Source organism: Methylobacterium sp. ME121, from assembly GCF_000974725.1.
In the GTDB taxonomy this organism is placed as follows: Bacteria; Pseudomonadota; Alphaproteobacteria; order Rhizobiales; family Beijerinckiaceae; genus Methylobacterium; species Methylobacterium radiotolerans.
The window spans coordinates 13,843-35,013 of record NZ_BBUX01000063.1; the positions used below are offsets into that span (position 1 = coordinate 13,843).

At 73.7% G+C, this 21,171-nt stretch carries 18 protein-coding genes; 11 read left to right on the forward strand and 7 right to left on the reverse strand.

Going from position 1 to position 21,171, the window contains the following annotated elements; translation table 11 throughout:
* Nucleotides 1-3: 3 nt before the first annotated feature.
* Entirely contained in the window at nt 4-1,692 is a 1,689-nt protein-coding gene (locus tag ME121_RS26105; protein WP_012318600.1) for a thiamine pyrophosphate-binding protein, read from the reverse strand.
* A gap of 185 nt (nt 1,693-1,877) precedes the next feature.
* Between ME121_RS26105 and ME121_RS26110 the strand changes: the two genes are divergently transcribed.
* Both ME121_RS26110 and ME121_RS26115 read left to right on the forward strand, forming a co-directional pair.
* Nucleotides 1,878-2,324: a DUF1236 domain-containing protein gene (locus ME121_RS26110; protein WP_024830443.1), complete on the forward strand. Its 447-nt coding sequence runs from the start codon at nt 1,878-1,880 to the stop codon at nt 2,322-2,324.
* A gap of 113 nt (nt 2,325-2,437) precedes the next feature.
* Nucleotides 2,438-2,734 carry a hypothetical protein gene (locus tag ME121_RS26115; protein WP_012318598.1) on the forward strand — a complete coding sequence of 99 codons (297 nt, stop codon included), beginning with the start codon at nt 2,438-2,440 and terminating at the stop codon, nt 2,732-2,734.
* Between the two features lie 142 nt (nt 2,735-2,876).
* Here ME121_RS26115 and ME121_RS26120 read toward each other — a convergent pair whose 3' ends face one another.
* Nucleotides 2,877-3,761: a LysR family transcriptional regulator gene (locus ME121_RS26120; RefSeq protein WP_012318597.1), complete on the reverse strand. Its 885-nt coding sequence runs from the start codon at nt 3,759-3,761 to the stop codon at nt 2,877-2,879.
* Between the two features lie 486 nt (nt 3,762-4,247).
* On the opposite strand from ME121_RS26120, the gene ME121_RS26125 reads away from it, so the two are divergent.
* The 3 genes from ME121_RS26125 to ME121_RS26135 all read left to right on the forward strand — a co-directional run bounded on the left by ME121_RS26125 (nt 4,248) and on the right by ME121_RS26135 (nt 8,310).
* Nucleotides 4,248-5,711 (forward strand): HD domain-containing phosphohydrolase, encoded by a 1,464-nt coding sequence (locus ME121_RS26125; RefSeq protein WP_012318596.1) that lies wholly within the window; start codon nt 4,248-4,250, stop codon nt 5,709-5,711.
* Nucleotides 5,712-5,742: 31 nt separating this feature from the next.
* On the forward strand, nt 5,743-6,768 hold the full coding sequence (locus ME121_RS26130) for a histone deacetylase family protein (RefSeq protein WP_024830444.1): 1,026 nt from the start codon (nt 5,743-5,745) through the stop codon (nt 6,766-6,768).
* A 192-nt stretch (nt 6,769-6,960) separates the two neighbouring features.
* The gene (locus tag ME121_RS26135) at nt 6,961-8,310 is read left to right on the forward strand and encodes an MFS transporter (RefSeq protein ID WP_012318594.1); all 1,350 of its coding nucleotides are present in this window, start codon (nt 6,961-6,963) and stop codon (nt 8,308-8,310) included.
* A 149-nt stretch (nt 8,311-8,459) separates the two neighbouring features.
* Here the strand turns inward: ME121_RS26135 and ME121_RS26140 are convergent, their stop codons facing one another.
* Together ME121_RS26140 and ME121_RS26145 are read right to left on the reverse strand one after the other, a co-directional pair.
* The gene (locus tag ME121_RS26140; protein ID WP_012318593.1) at nt 8,460-9,170 is read right to left on the reverse strand and encodes a DUF1013 domain-containing protein; all 711 of its coding nucleotides are present in this window, start codon (nt 9,168-9,170) and stop codon (nt 8,460-8,462) included.
* Nucleotides 9,171-9,379: 209 nt separating this feature from the next.
* The gene (locus ME121_RS26145) at nt 9,380-10,054 is read right to left on the reverse strand and encodes a TetR/AcrR family transcriptional regulator (protein ID WP_012318592.1); all 675 of its coding nucleotides are present in this window, start codon (nt 10,052-10,054) and stop codon (nt 9,380-9,382) included.
* A gap of 90 nt (nt 10,055-10,144) precedes the next feature.
* Here ME121_RS26145 and ME121_RS26150 point away from each other — a divergent pair, with 90 nt between their 5' ends.
* Together ME121_RS26150 and ME121_RS26155 are read left to right on the forward strand one after the other, a co-directional pair.
* Nucleotides 10,145-11,389, forward strand: a complete 1,245-nt coding sequence (locus ME121_RS26150; protein ID WP_053622484.1) for an HlyD family secretion protein — start codon at nt 10,145-10,147, stop codon at nt 11,387-11,389.
* A gap of 11 nt (nt 11,390-11,400) precedes the next feature.
* Nucleotides 11,401-13,008: a DHA2 family efflux MFS transporter permease subunit gene (locus tag ME121_RS26155; RefSeq protein WP_408902606.1), complete on the forward strand. Its 1,608-nt coding sequence runs from the start codon at nt 11,401-11,403 to the stop codon at nt 13,006-13,008.
* Between the two features lie 12 nt (nt 13,009-13,020).
* Here ME121_RS26155 and ME121_RS26160 read toward each other — a convergent pair whose 3' ends face one another.
* Both ME121_RS26160 and ME121_RS26165 read right to left on the reverse strand, forming a co-directional pair.
* The gene (locus ME121_RS26160) at nt 13,021-14,061 is read right to left on the reverse strand and encodes an ABC transporter substrate-binding protein (RefSeq protein WP_012318589.1); all 1,041 of its coding nucleotides are present in this window, start codon (nt 14,059-14,061) and stop codon (nt 13,021-13,023) included.
* A gap of 397 nt (nt 14,062-14,458) precedes the next feature.
* Nucleotides 14,459-15,085 carry a TetR/AcrR family transcriptional regulator gene (locus tag ME121_RS26165; RefSeq protein ID WP_024830448.1) on the reverse strand — a complete coding sequence of 209 codons (627 nt, stop codon included), beginning with the start codon at nt 15,083-15,085 and terminating at the stop codon, nt 14,459-14,461.
* Between the two features lie 105 nt (nt 15,086-15,190).
* Between ME121_RS26165 and ME121_RS26170 the strand changes: the two genes are divergently transcribed.
* A complete protein-coding gene (locus ME121_RS26170; protein ID WP_012318587.1) occupies nt 15,191-15,865 on the forward strand; it encodes a PspA/IM30 family protein in 675 nt (224 codons plus the stop codon).
* 48 nt (nt 15,866-15,913) lie between these two features.
* On the forward strand, nt 15,914-16,189 hold the full coding sequence (locus ME121_RS26175) for a YiaA/YiaB family inner membrane protein (RefSeq protein WP_012318586.1): 276 nt from the start codon (nt 15,914-15,916) through the stop codon (nt 16,187-16,189).
* Nucleotides 16,190-16,208: 19 nt separating this feature from the next.
* Here the strand turns inward: ME121_RS26175 and ME121_RS26180 are convergent, their stop codons facing one another.
* Nucleotides 16,209-17,078, reverse strand: a complete 870-nt coding sequence (locus tag ME121_RS26180) for a hypothetical protein (protein ID WP_043073530.1) — start codon at nt 17,076-17,078, stop codon at nt 16,209-16,211.
* Between the two features lie 271 nt (nt 17,079-17,349).
* On the opposite strand from ME121_RS26180, the gene treZ reads away from it, so the two are divergent.
* A complete protein-coding gene (gene treZ, locus ME121_RS26185) occupies nt 17,350-19,155 on the forward strand; it encodes a malto-oligosyltrehalose trehalohydrolase (protein WP_024830451.1) in 1,806 nt (601 codons plus the stop codon).
* Nucleotides 19,152-21,171: 4-alpha-glucanotransferase (gene malQ / locus ME121_RS26190; RefSeq protein ID WP_491892889.1), on the forward strand; the 2,020-nt coding region annotated here is incomplete at its 3' end. The genes treZ and malQ, both read left to right, overlap by 4 nt.

Genomic DNA, 21,171 nt, shown 5'->3' on the forward strand with positions numbered 1-21,171 from the left:
CGCTCAGGTCGCCCGCACCACCACCTCCACGAGGTTGGCGCCGCCGGACCGGATCCCGGCCTCGATCGCCGGGGCGATGTCGGCGGCCCGGGTCACCCGCCGGGCCGGCACGCCCATGGAGGCGGCCAGCGCCGGGAAGTCGACGCGCGGGTCGGTGAGGTCCATGGCGATGAAGCGGTTGGCGCGCACCGAGGCGTAGTGCGCCTGGCCCTTCATGAAGGTCTTGAGGATGTTGTACTCGGCGTTGTTGATCACCACGAAGGTGACCGGCAGCTTCTCGTGCGCCGCCGTCCACAGCGCCTGGGGCGAGTACATCGCGGCCCCGTCGCCCACGACGCAGACCACGGGCGCGCGGTCGAGGCCCAGGGAGAAGCCCACCGCGGCCGGCATGCCCCAGCCGAGCACGCCGCCGCGCATCGCCGCGTACTGGTGCGCCGAGGGGCTGTCGAGGAAGGTGCGCAGGTGGGTCAGCGTCGCGGGCGCCTCGTCCACGATAGTGGTCTCGGCCCCGACCGCGCGGGCCACCTCCCGGGCGGCGACCAGCGGCGCGATCACCGGATCCTCGAAGGCCGCGTCGGCGGCGGCGGCGAGCCGCGCCCGCCGCTCGGCCCGGGCAGTCACGGCCTGACCGCGCAGCTGCTCGAAGGCGTCGGCCCGGTCGGCGAGGCGCGGGGCCAGCAGCGGCAGCAGGGCGTCGAGCGAGGCGCGGATGTCGCCCACCGTCGACAGGCAGGTGGCGTAGGTGCGCCCGAGGTCGCGCACGTCGGCCGAGAGCTGGAACACCTGCACCCCCGGCGGCACCGCCGAGACCTCTGAGTAGAGCACGGTGATCAGCGACTTGCCGCCCAGCGCGAACACCGCGTCGTAGCGCCCGAGGATGTCGGCGATGGCGTCGGCACGGGTCGGCAGGTTCCCGGCCCAGAGCGGGTGCGCGGTGGGGAACGGGATGTGGGCCGGCCAGGACGAGCCGTAGACCGGCGCCGCCAGCAGGTCGGCGAGCGCGACCATCTGCGCCGAGGCGTCCGAGGCGTCGATCTCGTCGCCCGCGATCAGGGCGAGGCGGCCCGGCGCGATCGCGGCGAGTCTCTCCGCCAGCCGGTCGAGGGAGCCCGCCACCGCCCGCTGGTCGATGGTCGAGGTCTCGCCGGCCGGCACCGCCGACAGCGCCTCCATCACGTCCATGGGCAGGGACAGGAAGACCGGGCCGGAGGGGGCGGCCCCCGCGTCGTGGAAGGCCCGGCGCAGCAGGATCGGGATCTGGTCGGGGCTCGTCACCTCGCGGGCCCACTTCATCACCGGGTCGGCGATGGCGACGAGGTCGCCCATCAGCAGCGGGTCGGTCAGCGCGTGGCGGAGATCCTGCTGCCCGGCGGTGACCACCAGCGGCGTGCCGGAGACCTGGGAATTCACCAGCCCGCCCATGGCGTGGCCGAGGCCGCCCGCCGTGTGCAGGTTGAGGAAGGCGGGGCGCCGCGCGCCCTGCGCGTAGCCGTCCGCCATGGCGACCGCGGTCGCCTCCTGCAGGGCGAGGATGTAGGCGATGTCGGGCGCCTCGGTGAGCGCGTCGATGAGCGGCAGCTCGGTGGTGCCGGGATTGCCGAAGATGTAGCGCACGCCCTCCGAGCGCAGCACCTCCACCAGGAGGTCGGCGCCCCGGCGGCGGCCGGCGGTCTCCACGGTCTCGATCGGCATGCCCTGTCCTCTCCGGGGGAATCAGCCGGAGGCTACCCCATGGGCGGACCGGGGCAATGCCGGCGCCGCCCCGCGCCGAGCGGCAACCGATCGGCAGCCTTTTCGGCGTAACCTCCGGCCGGGACGCGCCCGCGCCCCCCGGGCGCAGGCCCGACGATCCACGCCACCGACCGGGACGAGACATCATGCGGATCGCGGCGCCCCTCGCGCTCCTCGCCACCCTGGTGGCGCCCCTGACAGCCCCCATAACAGCCCCCCTGGGCCTCGCCGCGGACGCGCGGGCGCAGGGGCTCGAGCGCGGGGCCCGGGAGGGCGCCTCGCGCGGCGAGGAGATGGCGGGCCCCCTCGGGGCGATCGTCGGCGGCGCGATCGGCGCGGCCGTGGGCACGGCCAACGGCATCCTCGGCGTCGACCGGCGGGAACGGTTCCGCATCTACGCCCTCGGCGAGCGCCGCCCCTCCGTCGCGCTCGCGGGACCCGTGCGGGTCGGGACGGTGCTCCCGGAGGACGGCATCGTGTACTACGATGTCCCGCGGGAGTTCGCCTTGCCGGATTACAGCTACACGATCGTCAACGACCACCCGGTTCTCGTCGATCCGCGGACGCGCCGGATCGTGGAGGTGATCGACTGACGGCCCCGGCGGGCGGCGCGCGGCCCGGGGATCCGGCGCGACGGAGAGGACGATCCGATGCCGAGAAGGCGGGGGGGCCGGGCCGCGCCCCCGGCGACCGGCCCGGTGACGCGGTGAGCGCGCGCGGCGCCGCGGGCGCCGGCGATGCCGGGCGGCGGCACTGGTTCTACGACAGCCGGATCCTGGTCTGCACGTTCTGCCTGCTCGCGGTCATGGTCATCTTCTGGCAGGTGAGCCGGTTCGAGGGCTTCCAGCCGATCTTCACCTGCGCGCGGGATCAGGACGTCGACCGCGACCTGCTCTCCGTCGGGATGCGCGCCTGCATGGGCGACGCGCCGTCGCAGGCCGCCCAGGCGCGCTGCATGCACGTGGTCTACCTGCTGGCCTGCACGGACGAGCGGTGGCGCTGACGCCGCCGTGCACCACCGCGCGCGGGCGCGGCGGGCGGCCCTGCAGCCCCGGCGCGAGGCTGCGCGCGGGGGACGCCGCGGCCCGTCCGCGGCGGGGCGGATCGTGTCCGCGCGGATCGCGCGGTTCCGGGGCGGGCTCCGCTCAGGCGCGCAGTTCCGCCACGAAGGCCCGGATGAACGGCGGCAATCCGTCGAGGTCGCGCAGGCACAGGGTCAGGTCGCGCCGCGCCCAGGCATCGGCGAGGGGCACCACCGCGAGGGCGAGGCCCTGCGCGGCGCGGGCGGCGGCGCTCTCGGGCAGCACCGCCAGCCCGACCCGCGCCTCGACGAGCCGGCAGACGGCGTCGAAGCCCCGGAGCTGGACCCGCAGGCGCATCGGCCGCCCCTCGCGCACCGCCTGGGCCACGAGGAAGCGGCTGATGGCGCTGCGCCGGTCGAGGCCGACGAGGTCGTGGCCGAGCACCTCGGCGAACGGGATCGTCCCGCGCGCCGCCAGGGGATGGTCCCGGGCCGCCACCAGCACGAACCGGTCCTCCCGGAACGGGAAGGTCTGCAGCGAGCCGGTATCCACCGTGCCGGACAGGATCCCGAGGTCGGCCGCCCCCTCGGCCACCAGCCCGACGATCTCCTCGGAGGTGCGCTCGTCGATCTCGACGCCGATCCCGGGGTGATCGGCCAGGAAGGCCGAGAGCGCCTCCGGCAGGAACTCGGTCAGCGCGTTGGTGTTGGCCAGCACCCGGATCTGGCCGAAGGCGCTCCCCGAGAAGGCCGCCATCTCCTCGCGCAGGCGCTCCACCCCGGCCAGGACCTCCCGGGCATGGACGAGGAGCGCGCGCCCGGCCGGGGTCGGGCTGACGCCCTGCCGGCCCCGGGTCAGCAGGGCGGCCCCGAGGGATTCCTCCATCAGCCGGATCCGCGTCGAGGCAGCCGCCAGGGCGAGGTTCGCCCGCGCGGCCCCGTGGGTGATGGAGCCGGCCTCGACCACGTGCCGGAACAGGCCGAGATCGACGAGATCGAACCGCATCATCGCGAAGGCGCCTCCCGCCGCGCCGTCCGGCCGGCGCGCTCCGGGCCGATCCGGGCCGCCCGGGACCCGTCCGGATCCGCGTCTCCGTCGGGGGGCTGCGCGGCCGCGTCAACCCCGTCGCCCCGGGGCCGCGCCGCGGCCGCCGCGGCGATCCCGGTTACAGACGCGCCGATCCTTCAGGTGCCCCGGACCGGACGAAGACGGCGCTCCGCGTGTCGATCGCCGCGGCCTCATCCGTCTCCGACAAACGAAGACCGGAATTCATGACCACAACGACCGTGAGTAAAATAAATCTTGTCAGTATAGCCGAGAGCGACGATTTACCGCCCGTTAATACCGCATACTTCAATGCTGCTCGACAGTCTTGCGAGGCGTCGCGGCGATGGTCCCTGTGTCGACATACTTGGCCCGGCAGCCGCCCCGGGACGGCCTGCGGCGTCCCGGCTCCGGGCCGTCCGGGCGGGCGCGCCGGCCCGGGAGCCGCTGATGGACGCGCTCCTCGTCGACGACAGCGCCACCATGCGGATGCGGCTGCGCCTCCTCCTGGAGGCCAAGCCCGACGTGTCCGTCACCGATCACGGCGACCCGGTCGCCGCCATGGTCGAGGCGCGGACGCGGGCCTTCGACCTCGTCCTGGTCGACTGCCACATGCCCGGCATCGACGGGATCGCCTTCATCCGGCAGATGCGGACCATCCCGCACTACGCGCAGGTGCCCATCGTGATGGTCACCAGCGACATCTCGGACGCGGTGCGGCTCGCCGCCCTGGAGGCCGGGGCGACCGATTTCCTCGACAAGTCCATGCAGGGCGTCGAGCTCACCGTCCGCCTGCGCAACCTGATCCGGCTCGCCCGGGCGGTGCGGCGGCTGGCCGAGCAGGCGGCCTGGCTCGACGGCGAGGTGGAGGCCGCCCTGCGCCACATGCGCGAGCGCGAGGAGGAGATCATCTTCCGCCTCGCGCTGGCGGTCGAGTACCGCGACAACGACACCGGCGATCACACGTGGCGGGTGGCCCGCTACAGCCAGATCGTGGCCGAGGGCCTCGGGCTGGCGCCGGAGATCTGCCGCAACCTCTACCTCGCGGCGCCGCTGCACGATGTCGGCAAGGTCGGCATTCCGGACGGCGTCCTGCTGAAGCCCGGCCGGCTCGACCGGGACGAGTTCGACCTCGTCAAGACGCATCCGGCGATCGGTCGGCGCATCCTGGGCGGAAGCGCCTCCGAGCTGATCCGGCTGGCCGCGGAGATCGCCGAGTTCCACCACGAGAAGTGGGACGGCGGCGGCTACCCGCACGGGCTCGCCGGCGCCGCCATCCCCCTGTCGGCCCGGATCGTCGCGGTGGCGGACGTGTTCGACGCCCTGACCACGGCGCGGCCCTACAAGGACGCGATGTCCTTCGACGCGGCCCTGGACTGCATCCGCGCCGAGAGCGGCCGCCATTTCGACCCGGACTGCGTGGCGGCGTTCTGCGCGCGCTTCCCGGACATCCGCGTCGCCGGCGGGCAGAACCGGGCGGCGGTGCGGCCGAGCGCCGGGCCGGTCACGGAACCCTGGGCCCGGGTCCCGACCCTGCTGCGCGAGGTCACCCCGGCCGCGCCCGTCCCGACGGGGTGGCGCGCCGACGCCCTCGACACGCTCCTGAGACCGTCCCCGGAATCGTCCCCGGCACCGTCGGCGAACCCGGACGCGTTTGCGCCGTTGATCCCCGACCCGCACGGATCGCGGACGGAGCCGGACCATGACCCCGACCTGGAAGACGCTGCCGGAGATCGCCCTGGCGCACGGGATCTCCCTGGAGGATGCCCAGCGCCTCGTGGACGGGGCGAACTGCCCGAAGGTGTTCCGCGCGGACGGCACCGTCTACCTCATCTGAGCCCGTCCCGTCCGGGTGCGCCCGTCGCGGGTGCGTCCCACGCGGGTGCGCCCCGCGAGTCCGTGCCGGGCGGATGACGCCGGTCCCGGCGGGCCCTAACCTGCCCGCATGCGCATCGTCCACACGCCCGATTCGAGCCGGCACGACCCCGAACGCTACCTGCGGCGCGGCGCGGCGATCCCGCATCCCGAGCAGGCGGCCCGCTACGCGATCCTGCGGGACGCGGCCGCCCGGGGCGGCCACGCCCTCGCCGAGCCGGCCGATCACGGCCTCGAGCCGATCCGCGCGGTGCACGACCCGGACTACGTGGCGTTCCTGGCCGAGGCCTGGGCGCGCCGGGACGCGATCCCCGGCATCGGCGACGAGATCCTGACCGGGTCCTTCGCCCGGCCGCAGATGCACCGGAAGCCCCCCGGCCTCCTCGGGCGCCTCGGCCTCTACACCGCCGACACCTCGACGCCGATCCGCGCCGGCACCTGGGCGGCGGTCTACGGGTCGGCGCAGTGCGCGGTCGCGGCCGCCGACGCGGCGCTGGCGGCGGGGCATGCCTACGCCCTGTGCCGCCCGCCCGGCCACCACGCCTACGCGGACTCCGCGGGCGGCTTCTGCTTCCTCAACAACAGCGCCATCGCGGCCGAGCGGATGCGCGCCGCGACCGGCGGCCCGGTGGCGATCCTCGACATCGACGTCCATCACGGCAACGGCACGCAGGGGATCTTCTACGCCCGCGCCGACGTGCTGACCGTCTCGGTCCACGCCGACCCGTCCGACTACTTCCCGTTCTTCGCCGGCTACGCCGACGAGACCGGCGCCGGGGCGGGGGCGGGGTTCAACCGCAACCTGCCGCTGCCGCCGGGCTCGGGCGACGCGCCCTGGCTCGAGGCCGTGGCGGCGGGCCTCGCGGCCATCGCCGCATACCGGCCCCGGGCCCTCGTGGTGGCCCTGGGCCTCGACGCCGCCGCGGACGATCCGATCGGCGCCCTCGCGGTCTCTCGCGCGGGCTTCGTCGGGGCCGCGGAGCGGATCGCCCGGGCCGGGCTGCCCACGGCCCTGGTCCAGGAGGGCGGCTACCTCTGCGCGGCCCTGCCGGACAACCTCGCGGCCTTCCTCGCCGCCTTCGACGCCGCGCGCTGAGACGCGCACCGCGCGCCGGCCCCGCGCCGGCCTCGCGCCGGCGCGACGCGCGGACACGATCCGCCGGCGTGATGCGATCGTGATCGCCGGAATGCCGGGCCGGCCAGCCGGATATGGTCGACCCGATGCCACAACCGACCTATCAGGGCGGGGCGGGCGCCGCCGACGCGTCCCGGGCGGGAGGAACGGGCGATGGACGCGGGCGACGTGGGCTTGCGCGGGGCGGCCAGCGCCCCGTGGTACGCGGGTCTCACCCGGCGCCACTGGCGGATCCTGTGGGGCAGCTATCTCGGCTGGATCTTCGACGGCTACGAGGCGGTGGCCCTGGTCTACGCCCTGCGCCCGGCCCTGGCCTCGATCCTCACCCCCGAGCAGGCCCAGGCCCCGGCCTTCTACGTGGGTCTCGCCATCGGCATCACCCTGCTGGGCTGGGGGATCGGCGGCCTGATGGGCGGGATCGCGGCCGACTATATCGGCCGCAAGCGCATGATGATGGTGTCGATCCTGGGCTACGCGCTGTTCACGGGGCTCACCGCCTTCGCGGAGAGCTTCGCGCAGCTCGCCGTGCTGCGCTTCATCACCGGGCTCGCCATCGGCTCGGAATGGTCCACCGGCATCGCCCTCGTGGCCGAGACCTGGCCGAACCGGGCGCGCCCGAAGGGCTGCGGCTTCCTGCAATCGGGCTTCGGCGGCGGCGCCGTGCTGGCCGCCATCGTGTGGGCCGTGCTCGCCGCCACCGAGCCGCTGGGCCCGGAATCCTGGCGGATCCTGTTCGCGCTGGGCGCGCTCCCCGCCTTCGTGTGCCTGTACCTGCGGCGGGCGCTGGAGGAATCCGAGCAGTGGATGCGGGCGCTCAGGGCGCAGCGCTGGGCGGCCACCGCGGAGGACGCGAACCGCGCCCCGCGGAGCGCGCGGCGCCCGTTCTCCCTGACGGAGATCTTCCGCGAGCCCGAGAGCCGGCGGCGGGTCCTGCTCGCCACGCTGCTGTCCTTCGCCACCACGGTGGGCTGGTGGGCGGTCTCGTCCTGGCTGCCGGCCTACACGGAGGGACTCGCCAAGGCCGCGGGCGCGCCGGCCAATCTCTGGGGCCCGCGCATGGGCATCGTCTACAATATCGGGGCGATCACCGCCTACGTGATCTCCGGCTTCGTGGCCGACGCGATCGGCCGCCGCGCCTTCCTGCTGGTCACCTATGTCGGCTGCATCGCCACGTCGCTCGCCTGCTACCTCTGGACCGGCGGGCTGGTGCCGTTCATGGCGCTCGCTTTCCTGAACGGGTTCTTCACCCTGGGCTTCGCCTTCTCGTGGATGGCGATCTACCTCGCGGAGCTGTTCACCCCGGCGGTCCGGGCGACGGCGGCGAGCGTCGTGTTCAACGGCGCGCGGCTGATCGCCTGGATCTTCCCGATCATCGCCGGGCAGATCGTGACCGCCTTCGGGGGCGTCGCCGCGGCGGCGCTGACGCTCTCCAGCGTCTACGTGATCGGCCTCGTCGTGCCGTGGTTCATGCCGGAGACGCGGGGCCGGCCGCTGCCGGAATAGGGCGATCCCGTTTCCGCCCCGCCCTCGGGCGCGCCCGGGTCCGGCCGGACGCGGAGCGGCCCCCGACTCCGCGGGAGCCGGGGGCCGCGTCCTGCACGGGCCGTCCTGGCGCCCGCCCCGCCTTCGGCCGGGCGGGCGCCGGCCGGCTCCTAGTCCTCGTCGTCCTCGTCGTGGTGCCGGCCCTTGAGCTTGGCGAAGACCGAATCGGCGTCGAGCCGCTCCTCGCGGCCGCCGTGATCGTCCTCGTGCTCCCGCTCGTCGGCGTCGCGGGCCGTGGAGACCTCGGTCGGCAGCAGCGAGGCGCCCGACTCGGCCGCCACCGCGGCCGGGCGGTCGGCCGCCGCGCGCTGGACCTCGAAGTCGAGGTTGATCTGGGTGGTCAGCCCCAGGGTCACCGGGTCCATCGGCTGGAGCGAGCCCGAGTTCCAGTGGGTGCGCTCGCGGATCTGCTGGATCGTCGACTTGGTGGTGCCGACGAGCCGGATGATCTGCGAGTCCTTCAGCTCGGGGTGGTTGCGCAGCAGCCACAGGATGGCGTTCGGCCGGTCCTGGCGGCGGGAGAGGGGGGTGTAGCGCGGGCCCTTGGTGGTGCGCTTCACCTCCGGCAGCTTCACCTTCGAGACGGCGGGCTTCAGCTTGTAGTGCGGCGCCTTCTGGGCCTTCTCGATCTCGTCGCGGGTGAGCTGGCCGGTGGAGACCGGGTCGAGCCCCTTGATGCCGGCCGCGACCTCGCCGTCGGCGATGCCCTTCACCTCCAGCGGGTGCAGCTTGCAGAAATCGGCGATCTGCTCGAAGGCGAGCGAGGTGTTCTCGACCAGCCAGACGGCGGTCGCCTTGGGCATCAACGGACCCTGGGACATGCTTCTCGTGCTCCGGCCTGGCGGGACGGGGGCCGGGCATCGGGCCGCGGGCTCCGGATGACCGATCCGGATGTCCCGTCTCACGCTGTCGAATGGGGATGAGGCACTATAGGCCCGGGCGGGGAGGGGCGCAATCGCGGGTTGGGCCCGTTCGGAGCCCGGCGTGCCGATTCACCGGCGGCCGGATCACCGGCGCCGACTGGTCGCCCTCAGCGGGGGCGCACCCCGTCGAGGAACAGCCGCACCGCCGCCTGTCGCCGCCGCTCCTGCGCCTCCGGGTCGGTGGCGATGCCGTAGAGGGTCGCCTGGGACGACCGGCCGAGGACGAGGCTGAGGAACAGGTCGGCCGCGATCTCGGGATCCGCCACGGCGATCCGCCCGCGCCGGGCGAAGGCGTCGAGCAGCCGCGCCACGGCGCGCACGCCGCGCAGCCAGCCCTCCTCGTGGGCGAGGCGGGCGAGTTCGGGAAACTGCAGCGCCTGGGCCACGAGGTTGCGCTTGAGCATCGCCGCGCCCGGCGACTGGCCGTGGGCCAGCAGGGTGCGGCTGAGATCCTCCAGGGCGGTCTCGACGTCGTCGCTCCCGCCCTGCGCGGCCTGGGCCTCGGCCGCGGCGGAGAGCGGCGCCAGCCACGCGGCGATCCGCTCGCGCAGGACCGCCTCGAACAGGGCCCGCTTGTCGCGGTAGCGCGCGTAGACCGTCGGCTTGCTCATCCCGGCGGCCTCGGCCACCGCGTCGATGGAGGTGGCGTCGAAGCCGCGCTCGAGGAACAGGGTCGTCGCCACGGCGATCAGGTGCGCCTCGCGCCGGGCCGCCTCCGCGCGGGTCGGCCGGCCGCCGCGCCGCGGGCCCGCCTCCGCCCGCTCGATCTCCGTGACCGTCACCCCGCGATCCTCCCTGCTCACCGGCTTGCTCCCCGGCGCCGTTCGTCCTATCAAAACGATACCGTACCGTTTTGATTCTGGCCAGACCTGATGGACGCACGTCGCAGCGACAGCTTCAAGAGCGCCGACCCGGTCGCGGGCGCCCCGGTCTCCCCACCGGCGACCGCGGCTGTCACGCCCCCGGTCTCCACGCCGGTCCCGGCCCCCGTCTCGCCCCCGGCGCCGCGCCGCCGCCGCGCGCGGACCGTGCTGCCCCTCCTCGGCCTGCTCGCGCTCGGCGGGGCCGGGACCTACGGCTGGCACTGGTGGACCGTGGGGCGCTTCCTCGAGGTGACCGACGACGCCTATCTCCAGTCCGACAAGGTCACGGTGGCGCCGCGCATCGCCGGCACCGTCGCGGCGGTGCTGGTCGGCGACAACCAGCCGGTGAAGGCCGGCGAGGTGATCGCGCGCCTCGACGACCGGTCCTACCAGGTCCAGCTCAAGCAGGCCGAGGCCGAGGTCGAGAAGGACCGGGCGCAGATCCTGGGCGTCGCCTCGGCGATCGTCCAGCAGCGGGCGCAGGTCGCCTCGTCGCGGGCCGACCTCGCCAACGCCGAGGCCGCCCTGACCTTCGCGCAGCAGGAATACACCCGCTACCAGAACCTGCTGCAGACCGGCTCGGGCACGGTGCAGCGCCAGCAGCAGGCGGATGCCGACCTCCGCCAGCGCCACGCCGCCCGCGACAAGGCCGCCGCCTCGCTCGACGCCGCGCAGAAGCAGATCGACAGCCTGAAGGCCCTCGAGGCGAGCACCCGGGCGAGCCTGGAGGGCGCGCAGGCGAAGGTCGAGGGCGTGAGGCTCGACCTCAGCTACACCACCATCGTGGCACCGATCGACGGCGTGGCCGGCGACCGGGCGCTGCGGATCGGGCAGGTCGTCTCGGCCGGCACCGGGCTCCTGACCCTCGTGCCGATGGGCCGCGACATCTACCTCGTGGCGAACTTCAAGGAGACCCAGACCGGCCGCATGGTCGAGGGGCAGCACGTGACCTTCACGGTCGACGCCTTCGGCGATCATGAATTCCAGGGCCGGGTCGAGAGCTTCTCGCCGGGCACCGGCTCGCAGTTCGCCCTGCTGCCGCCCGAGAACGCCACCGGCAACTTCACCAAGGTTGTGCAGCGCGTGCCCGTGCGCGTCGCCCTCGACCCGTCGGACCCGCTCATCGCCCGCCTGCGTCCGGGCCTGTCGGTGGAGGCCACGGTCCACACCGCCGACCCGGTGGAGCCGGTGGATCCCGCCCGCCGCCGGCCGAGGCCCGCCCCGGCGCTGGTCAGCGAGGCCCTGCCGCGATGAGCCCTGCCGCGATGAGCCCTGCCGCGATGAGCCCGGCCCCGATGAGCCCGGTCCCGGCCGTGGCGGTGGCCGAGGCGAAGGCGAGCGCCCGGGACTGGCTCGCCGTGTTCGGCGCGATCCTCGGCGCCTTCACGGCGATCCTCGACATCCAGATCACCAACGCCTCGCTCGCCGACATCCAGGGGGCGCTCGGCGCCTCCACCGAGGAGGGGAGCTGGATCTCGACCGCCTACCTGATGGCCGAGATCATCGTGATCCCGCTCACCGGCTGGCTGTCCTCGGTGATCGGCCTGCGCCGCTACCTCGCGGTGAACACCATCCTGTTCACCGCCTTCTCGCTGGCCTGCGCGCTCTCGACGTCCTTGAGCCAGATGATCCTGTTCCGCGCCGGGCAGGGCTTCACGGGCGGCGTGCTGATCCCCACCGCGATCGTGATCGTGCGCACGCGGCTGCCCAAGAGCCAGCAGGCGGTCGGCATCGCCATGTTCGGGCTGACCGCCACCTTCGCGCCGGCCATCGGCCCGACGGTCGGCGGCTGGCTCACCGACAACCTGTCCTGGCACTACATCTTCTACCTGAACCTGATCTTCGGTCCGATCGCGGCCGCGATCCAGCTCGGCGCCTTCGAGAAGGCGCCCGCCCGCTGGGGCGAGCTGCTCAAGGGCGACTGGATCGGCATCGGCCTGATGGCGACGGGCCTGCCGGCCCTGACCTTCGTGCTGGAGGAGGGCCAGCGCAAGGACTGGTTCGGCTCGCCCGTGATCGTCGAGGCGAGCTGGATCGCGGCGGCCGGCATCGCCGGGTTCATCGTCCGCGAGCTGACGGCGGCGCGGCCGTTCATCAACCTGCGGGTGCTGGCCAACCGCTCGGTCGGCGGCGCCTGCGTGCTGATGACCGTGCTGGGCGCGGTCTCGTACGGGTCGATCTACATCATCCCGGTCTACTGCGCGCAGATCCAGGGCTACAACGCCCAGCAGATCGGCTACGTGGTGATGTGGTCGGGCCTGCCGCAGCTGCTGCTGTTCCCGATGATGCCGCTGATCATGCGCGCCGTAGACGCGCGGCTGCTCGTGGTCACCGGCACGCTGTTCTTCATCGCGAGCTGCTGGATCAATGTCGGCCTGACCCACGACGTCGGCGCCGACCAGCTGATCCTGCCGCAGATCATGCGCGCCATCGGCCAGCCGCTGTTCACGATCCCGCTCTCGCAGCTCTCGACGGCCGGCCTCGCGCCGCGCGACACCGCGGACGCCTCGGCGCTGTCGAACATGATGCGCAACCTCGGCGGCTCGATCGGCATCGCCATGCTGTCGACCATGATCGATCGGCGGGAGCACTTCCATTTCTCGATTCTGGCCGAGGCGATCACCGTCAACGCCACCCGCACCCAGGACCGGCTCGCGGCGCTCGCCGCCGGGATGCACGCCCGGATCGCTGACCCCCTCGCCGCCAAGGGCGTCGCGCTCGGCCAGCTCGCCGCGCAGGTCCGCCGCGAGGCCTACGTGATGGCCTACGCGGACGGGTTCTGGCTGGTGGGGGTGAGCCTCGTGGCGAGCCTCGCGGTGGTGGCGGTCCTCAAGAAGCCGCAGCGCGCCGCCGGCCCCGTGGAGGCGCACTGACCGGCCCGGGGCCTACTTCCCCGGCAGGTTGTGGACGATCGGGAAGAACGTGTCCTTCCAGTCCTTGGGCTCGGCCTTGATGGTCTTCATCGCGTAGAAGTGCCGGGCCTGGAGCATGATGCCGTAGGGGGTGGTGGAGAAGTTCGTCCCCGGCTCCTTCATGATCTCGACCAGCGTCTCGGGCGGGGTCTTCTCGTTGGTCGCCGCCACGTAGTCCCTGGCGGCCTTCAGCGGGTCCCGGGCGATCTCGGCGTTGGCCTCGTCGATGGCGGCCACGATGGCGGCGGCGAGCTTGGGGTTGCGGTTGTACCAGCCGGTCCGGGCGTAGAAGATCGCGTTGCTCACCGGCTCGCCGACCAGCTCGTAGGAGTTGAGCACCTTGTGGATCGCCGGGTCCTGCAGCTCGCGCTGCTGGAACGGCGGCAGCGAGAAGTGGCTGTTGACCTCGTTGTGCGGGCTCGCCAGGGCCGCCACCGCGTCCGGGTGGCCGAGCTGGACGGTGAGCGGGTCGAGCTTGGTGGCGTTCTCGGGCCCGAACGCTTTCTTGGCGGCGATCTGGAGGAGCACCGCCTGGGACGAGACCTTCACGGAGGGCAGGGCGATCTTGTCCTTGGTGGAGAAGTCCTTGAGTTCCTTCACGTCCGGGTTGCGGGTGAGCAGCATCATCGGCGTGGTGCCGACCCCGCACAGGCCCTTCACGTCGCCCTTGGTGCGGTCGTTGAGCAGCAGCATGTTGGTCGAGCCGCTGTCGACGATGTCGATGTTGCCCGAGAGCAGCGCGTCGTTGCCGGCGGCGCCGCTCGTCAGGTTGACCCACTCCACGGTGACGTCCCCGAGGCCCGCGGCCTTGGCGTGCTTCTCGATCAGCTTGTGCTGCTCGGCCAACACGGCGGGCAGGTAGACGAAACCCGGCTGCCGGCTGATCCGGACCTTGGCATCGTCGGCCCGGGCGGGGGCGGCCAGCGCCAGCCCGGCCAGCAGGAGGGCCGGTCCCGCCCGCAGGAGCCGGCGGCGGCCCGGCAGAAACGAGCTCGTCCGCGACGTACGCACCATGACGCTTCTCCCTGTGGCCCGGCATCATCCTGAGCGGAGCCGGGCTTTCGTTGGACGGGGAGTGGACAGGCTCGGGCCGGTGCGCGCAAGGCCGTCCTCACGGTCCGCGAACGCAGAAGCTGCAAAATCCTGCCTGTTGAAATCATCTGCGCGGGGGCGCGGGCGAAGATCGGGCGCGGGGTGGCGAGCGCCGCCACGGCGCGCAGGGCGTGTCCAAGGCGTGTCCAGGGCGTGTCGGAGAACGCCGTCGGCCTGCGCCGGGGCGCCGCCCAGACCGGGACCGCCTCCGCGCAGGTGCTGGCGGCCGCCCGCGGCCTCGCCCCGGGTTCGGACGAGCTCGACCAAGGGGTGAAAGCGTCCTGCGAAGGTCCAGGCGGCCTGGGCGGGGGCCGGGCGCTCAGCCCGCCGAAAAACCCCGCACGGCCGCCCGCACCAGCGCGTCGATCATCGGCCGCACGTCGTCCACGCCGAGGGGCCCGAGGCCGCCGAGATCGGCGAGATAGGTCATGCCGTGGACGCTGGACCACAGCGCCCGCGCCATCACGGGGATCGCCGCCTCGGCGAGGCGGCCGCCGTCGCGCAGCACCCCCTCCAGGATCCCGAACAGGGCCGCGATGTCGGCCTGCACAGAGTCCGGCGCCGGCACCGTGCGGCGCTCGAAGATCGCCGCCCAGGCGGCGTGGTGCTCGCCCGCGAAGGCGAGGTACGCGTCGGCCAGGCACAGGAGCCGCGCCTCCGTCTCCCGCGACGGACAGGCCGCCAGCGCCCCCGCGAGGGTGTCGCGGAGGCGGCGCATGGTGACGGCGTTCGCCTCCAGCCGCAGCGCTTCCAGGCTGTCGAACTGCGCGTAGACCGAGCCGACCGCCGTGCCGGCCCGCTCCGCGACGCCGCGGGCGGTCAGCGCCGCCGCGCCGCCCGCGTTCAGGATCGCCACCGCGGCCTCGATCAGGGCCCGGCGATCGGCCGCCCGGTCGCCCGGCTCCTTCCGCGGCCGCCCCCTCATTTTTTTATGAACGTCGTTCATTTTATCCCTTGCGGCCCGGCGCGTCCCGTGTTCAATTGTTTTATGAACGACGTTCAATCAAATCCGGACGCGGTCCGGCCCGTCGTTCCCGCGAGGTGAACCGTGATGAGGACCCTCTCCTTCCTGATGCGCGGCGTGATCGCCGACAACGCCCAGGCGATCCACGACGCCCACGCCGTGACGATCCTGCGCCAGCAGATCCGGGACGCCGCCGGCGCCCTGGCGACCGCCCGGCGGGAACTGGCCGTCGCCATGGCCTACCACGCCGCCGAGGCGCGCGCCCTGGCGGCGATCGGCGGCCGGATCGACACCCTGTCGGATGGGGCGCGCCGGGCGCTCGGCGACGGCCGCGAGGATCTCGGGACCGAGGCGGCGATCCACATCGCCGCCCTGGAGGACGAGCGGGCCGACCGCCGGGCCGCCGCCGAGCGCTTCGCCGCGGAGGTCGAGCGGCTGAAGCGCCTCGTCGCCGAGGGCGGCGAGCGGCTGCGGGACCTCGACCGCGGGCTCCAGACCGCCCGCACCACCGAGGCGCTGCGGCGGGCCGGCCTCGAGGGCCGCCGGGTCACGACCCTGTCGGCGGGGGCGCTGGGGGAGGCCGAGCGGACGCTGGCGCGCCTGCGCGAGCGGCAGGCGGCCGAGGCGGACGTCGCCGCCGCGCTGACCGAGCTCGAGGCCGAGGCCGCGGGCGGGATCGAGGCCGACCTCGAGGCGGCGGGCTACGGCCGCCCCCGCACGGACCCGCGGGCGGTGCTCGACCGCCTCAGGGCCGGGGCCTGACCGGCGCCGCACGTTTTCCCGTCCGAAGATTCCACTGGAGACCGCACCATGACACCGCAGATGCCCCATACCGGCGCCTGGAAGACCTTCACGCTGGTCAGCTTCGCCGCCGCCGCCGCCATGCTGACGATCGGCATCTTCTTCCTGCCCGCCGAGATCTGGATCAAGGGCTACCTCGCCATGGCGTCGCTGTTCCTCACGGGCACGACCTTCACCCTGGCCAAGACCCTGCGCGACGAGCACGAGGCGAAGCGACTGATCAACAAGATCGAGGACGCCGCCACCGAGCGCGTCCTGCGCGAGGCGGTGCCGGGCCGGCTCTGACCGGATCCCGGAGGCCCGTTCAGCCCGGGGCGTCCAGGAACGCGGCGAGCACCCGGGAAAATTCCGGGGTCCGCAGGTAGCCGTAGGACTTGTGCCGGTTCTCGGCGCCGTCCGGCCTCCGGTAGGCGTTGATCACCGGCACGTCCCGCACCCGCACGCCGGCGGCGTTCGGCGCGTAGAGGGCCGCGAGGTCGTCGCCCACCGTGGCGATGTCCTGGCGGTCCATCAGGTTGGTCCAGGCGGCGAGCGCCGCCGGCACCCGGAGATCGCCGTGCTCGTCGGCGAGCTTCAGCTTCAATTCGGCGAGCCCGAGGGGGGCGCCGAGGGTGACGAGGTCGCAGCGGGGCATCGGCGTCCCGTCCGCCTCGGCGGCGCGCAGCACGTCGTAGGCGATCAGGCCGCCCATCGAGTGCGCGGCGATCAGCACGCGGTCCGCCGCGGCCGCCGCCAGGGCGTCGCGCAGGCGCGCCCGCGCCGCCGCCCGGAACGCCGCGTCCTCGTAGTAGCCCCACAGGTCGTCGAGGCGGTATTCCAGGATCAGGTCGTCCACCGGCGTCAGCCCGGCGGCCTCCTGCAGGTGCGACAGGCCGCGGTAGATCCGGTCGGTGAGGGTCGGCTCGGCGCGGTCCGGCTGCCCCGCCGGGGAGGGGAACGGCCCGAGGCCGTGATCGGGGCGGTAGGGCTCGCGGTTGCGGTCGCCCGCGAGCGGCTGCGGGTAGCGCAGGTCCGCCCAGTACACGAAGGTGAAGGACAGGTCGGCCTCCGCCACCCGGAGCCCGAGATTGCGGTCGAGCCCCTCGCGGATCGCGGCGCGCCACCAGGCGGCCTTCTCATCCCGGGGCGGCTTGTTGGCGAGCCCGTGGATGCCGATGATGTGCGCCCGACCCAGTGTCCGCTCCCAGACCGACGAGAGTGCCGGCCGGGCAAGATAGGGCCGCCCCGCGCCGACGGAACTGCGGCTTAGTTTCCGCGCGGCCCGTGATCCCTGCCGCCGCCCGCAGCCCCAGCCGTCCCCCCCGCCGTCACCCCATTGCCACGCGGCCGCTCCGCCATAGCTGCGCTGCGGGAACCGGATCGGGCCCGGGGCCTTCTCCCACGACAGATGATCCTGCCGCGCTTGCGTCCCGGTGCGCGCGGCCAATGACGAGGACGGTGGCCCGATGCGGCGCGCCCACAGCATGGAATTTGGGGCCGAGATGGTCGAGGGCGGCGTCCGCTTCGCCCTCTGGGCGCCCACCGCCGAGAGCGTCGACCTCGTCGTCGACGGCGCCGACCACCCCCTGCCCGAATCCGGCGGCGGCTGGCGCCGCACCGCCCTGCCCGGGGTGAAGCCCGGCGCCCGCTACGGTTTCCGCATCGACGGCGACCTCGTCGCCCCCGATCCCGCCTCGCGCTTCCAGCCGGACGACGTCTCGGGCCTCAGCGAGGTGATCGACCCGCGGAGCTTCGAGTGGTCCGACGCGGGCTGGACCGGGCGGCCCTTCGAGGAGGCGGTGATCTACGAGTGCCATGTCGGCACCGCGACGCCGGAGGGCACCTATGCCGGCCTGCAGGCCCGGCTGCCCGACCTCAAGGCGCTCGGCGTCACCGCCATCGAATTGCTGCCGCTCGCCGACTTCAAGGGCTCGCGCAACTGGGGCTACGACGGCGTCCAGCCCTACGCGCCGGACGGCGCCTACGGTCGCCCGGACGATCTCAAGCGCCTGGTCGACGCCGCCCACGGTCTCGGGCTGATGGTCTATCTCGACGCGGTCTACAACCACTTCGGCCCGGCCGGGAACTACCTCCACGCCTACGCCAAGACCTTCTTCACCGAGCGGCACCAGACGCCGTGGGGCGCGGGGATCAACTTCGACGGCAAGGAGAGCGGCGCCACGGTGCGGCAGTTCTTCATCCAGAACGCCCTGTACTGGCTGGAGGAGTACCGCTTCGACGGCCTGCGCTTCGACGCCGTCCACGCGATCCTCGACGATTCGCCCCGCCACTTCCTGGCCGAGCTCGGCGAGACGGTCCGCAAGACCTTCCCGGACCGGCAGATCCACCTGATGCTGGAGAACGAGGCCAACCAGGCCCGCTGGCTGGAGCGGGACGCCGCCGGGCGCCCGAAGATGCACGACGCCCAGTGGGCCGACGACCTGCACCATTGCTGGCACGTCCTGCTGACGGGCGAGGACGCCGGCTACTATAAAAGCTTTGCCGACAAACCGGTCGCCCACCTCGCCCGCTGCCTCGCCGAGGGCTTCGCCTACCAGGGCGAGCCGTTCCCGACCCTCGACAATCACCCGCGGGGCGAGCCTTCCGGGCACCTGCCGCCCTCCGCCTTCGTGACCTTCCTCCAGAACCACGATCAGGTCGGCAACCGGGCGCTCGGCGAGCGGCTCAACCACTTGGCCGATCCCCGGAGACTCGACCTCGCCCGGGCCGGGCTCCTGCTGGCGCCGCAGATCCCGATGCTCTGGATGGGCGAGGAATGGTCGGCCTCGGCGCCGTTCCTGTTCTTCGTCGACTTCGCGCCCGACGCGGACCTGAACAAGGCGGTGCGCGACGGCCGCCGCCGGGAGTTCAAGAGCTTCGCGGCGTTCGCGGACGACACCTCCAAGATCCCCGACCCGACCGAGGCCGAGACCTTCGCGGCGTCCAAGCTCGACTGGTCCGAGCGGGAGCGCTCGCCCCACCGCGAGGTGCTGGCCGAGACGACCCGGCTCCTGGGGCTGCGCCGCGACGCGGTCGTGCCCCTGGCGAAGTCCGGCTACGAGGGCGCCGCCGCCACCCTGCCGCGCCCGGACGTGGTCGACTGCACGTGGCGCTTCGGCGCCGGGACCCTGCGCTTCGTGGCCAATGTCGGGACCGAGCCCTTCGCGCTGGATCCGGGCGGTGCCGAGCCGGTCTGGACCAATGCCCCGGACGGCGCCGGACGCGATCTCCCATCCTGGACCGGCGTGTTCCTGACGGAGTCCCGCTCGTGAGCGCCCTGGAACAGCTGGCCGACCTCGTCGGCGTCGCCGCCGGCTACACCGACGCCTTCGGCAAGCCCGTCGAGACGCCGCTCGAGGTGCGCCGCGGCCTGCTCGCCGCGCTGGGCTTCGCGGTGGAGGACGAGGCCGCGATCGCCGGGAGCCTGGCCGAGGTCGAGCGCCTGCGCCGCGGCCTGATCCCGCCGCTCCTGCCCGTGGAGGCCCGCCGGGCCGCCCGCGTCCCGGTGCGGCCGCAGAACGGCGCGCCGCACACGCTGGTCTGGCGTCTCGTGGACGAGCGCGGCACCGCCCGCGAGGGACGCGCCAACCCGCAGGGGTCGGAGCCGAGCTTCGAGCTGCCGCCGCTGACGCCGGGCTACCACCGCCTCATCGTGCAGGCCGGGCCGACCCGCACCGAATCCTGGGTGATCGCCGCACCCCAGCGCTGCTGGCGCCCGCGCCCCTACACGGAGGAGGGGGCCTCCGACTGGGGTCTGGCCGCCCAGCTCTACGGCCTGCGCTCGGCGACCAATATCGGCATCGGCACCTACGCGGATGCCGGCGAGGCCGCCCGCGAGGCCGCCCTGCGCGGGGCGGCCTTCCTGGGCTTGAGCCCGGTCCACGCCCTGTTCGGCTCCGACCGGACCAAGATCTCGCCCTACTCGCCCTCCTCGCGCCTGTTCCTGGAGACGCTGTTCATCGCCCCGCGCAGCCTGCCGGGCCTCGCCGGGTCCCGGGCCGAGGCGCTGCTCGCCGAGCGCGCGGACGCGATCACGGCCTTGCGCGAGGCGGCCCTCGTCGACCACCAGGGCGTCCACGACGTGCTCGACCCGGTGCTCCGGGCGCTCTGGGCCGAGTCGCCGGCCCGCGCCGGCACCGATGCGGGCTTCGAGCAGTTCCGCCAGGAGGGCGGCGAGGATCTCGAATCGCACGCCCTGTTCGAGGCGCTGTCCGAGCATTTCCGGCAGCGGGGCGCCCACTGGCTGGGCGACTGGCCGGAGGATTATCGCCGGGCCGGCACGGACGCGGTGCGGGCCTTCGCGGCGGAGAACGCGGACCTCGTCGGCTACCACGCGTGGCTGCAGTACCTCGCCGACCGGCAGCTCGCCGAGGCCTCCGCGGCGGCGCTCGGCGCCGGCATGCGGGTCGGGCTCTACCGCGACCTCGCGGTCGGCGCCGACCGGGGCGGCTCCGAGATCTGGTCGCATCCCGAGCGCTTCGCCGACAGGGTCTCGATCGGCGCGCCGCCGGACCTGCTGGCGCCGAAGGGCCAGAACTGGGGCCTGCCGGCCTTTGACCCGCTGGCGATGGAGCGCGACGGGCTCGCGGCCTTCCGCGCCCTGGTGCAGGCCAACATGCGCCACGCCGGCGCGATCCGGATCGACCACGCCTTCCAGCTCGCCCGGCTGTTCCTCATCCCGCTGGGCGCCGGCGCCCAGGCCGGCGCCTACGTGGCGATGCCGTTCGAGCCGATGCTGGCGGTGCTGCGGCTGGAGAGCCACCGCAACAAGTGCCTCGTCATCGCGGAGGATCTCGGAACCGCCCCGGAGGGCTTCTCCGACGCGCTGATGCGGGCCGGGGTGCTCAGCTACCGGATCCTCGCCTTCGAGCGCGAGGGCGACGGACGGTTCAAGCCGCCCGCGGCCTACCCGCGCGACGCGCTCACCGCCATCACCACCCACGACCTGCCGACCTTCGTCGGCTGGTGGCGCGGGGTCGACACCGACACCCGCCAGTCGCTCGGCCTCTACGACCAAGAGCGGGCCGAGGCCGAGCGGGGCGAGCGGGTGGTGGAGCGCCGCCGCCTCGCCGAGGCGCTGGCGGCCGAGCAGCTCATCCCCTCCGCCGAGCCCCCGGACGCCGCGCCGTTCGAGGCCGCCGCCCGCTATCTCGCCCGGGCCCCCGCGATGCTCACGGCCGTCCAGTACGAGGACGTGGTCTCGGAACTCGCCCAGGCCAACGTCCCGGGCTCGACCGAGGGCTACCCGAACTGGCGGCGCAAGCTCGACCGGGACCTCGCCGACATCG

Bases quoted from the DNA above. Each gene is read 5' to 3' on its own strand.
- ME121_RS26120 (WP_012318597.1), bottom strand. From the start codon at position 3,761: ATGATGCGGTTCGATCTCGTCGATCTCGGCCTGTTCCGGCACGTGGTC.
- ME121_RS26125 (WP_012318596.1), top strand. From the start codon at position 4,248: ATGGACGCGCTCCTCGTCGACGACAGCGCCACCATGCGGATGCGGCTG.
- ME121_RS26160 (WP_012318589.1), bottom strand. From the start codon at position 14,061: ATGGTGCGTACGTCGCGGACGAGCTCGTTTCTGCCGGGCCGCCGCCGG.
- ME121_RS26110 (WP_024830443.1), top strand. From the start codon at position 1,878: ATGCGGATCGCGGCGCCCCTCGCGCTCCTCGCCACCCTGGTGGCGCCC.
- ME121_RS26130 (WP_024830444.1), top strand. From the start codon at position 5,743: ATGCGCATCGTCCACACGCCCGATTCGAGCCGGCACGACCCCGAACGC.
- ME121_RS26105 (WP_012318600.1), bottom strand. From the start codon at position 1,692: ATGCCGATCGAGACCGTGGAGACCGCCGGCCGCCGCCGGGGCGCCGAC.
- ME121_RS26140 (WP_012318593.1), bottom strand. From the start codon at position 9,170: ATGTCCCAGGGTCCGTTGATGCCCAAGGCGACCGCCGTCTGGCTGGTC.
- ME121_RS26135 (WP_012318594.1), top strand. From the start codon at position 6,961: ATGGACGCGGGCGACGTGGGCTTGCGCGGGGCGGCCAGCGCCCCGTGG.
- ME121_RS26165 (WP_024830448.1), bottom strand. From the start codon at position 15,085: ATGAACGACGTTCATAAAAAAATGAGGGGGCGGCCGCGGAAGGAGCCG.
- treZ (WP_024830451.1), top strand. From the start codon at position 17,350: ATGCGGCGCGCCCACAGCATGGAATTTGGGGCCGAGATGGTCGAGGGC.
- ME121_RS26155 (WP_408902606.1), top strand. From the start codon at position 11,401: ATGAGCCCTGCCGCGATGAGCCCGGCCCCGATGAGCCCGGTCCCGGCC.
- ME121_RS26170 (WP_012318587.1), top strand. From the start codon at position 15,191: ATGAGGACCCTCTCCTTCCTGATGCGCGGCGTGATCGCCGACAACGCC.
- ME121_RS26175 (WP_012318586.1), top strand. From the start codon at position 15,914: ATGACACCGCAGATGCCCCATACCGGCGCCTGGAAGACCTTCACGCTG.
- ME121_RS26150 (WP_053622484.1), top strand. From the start codon at position 10,145: ATGGACGCACGTCGCAGCGACAGCTTCAAGAGCGCCGACCCGGTCGCG.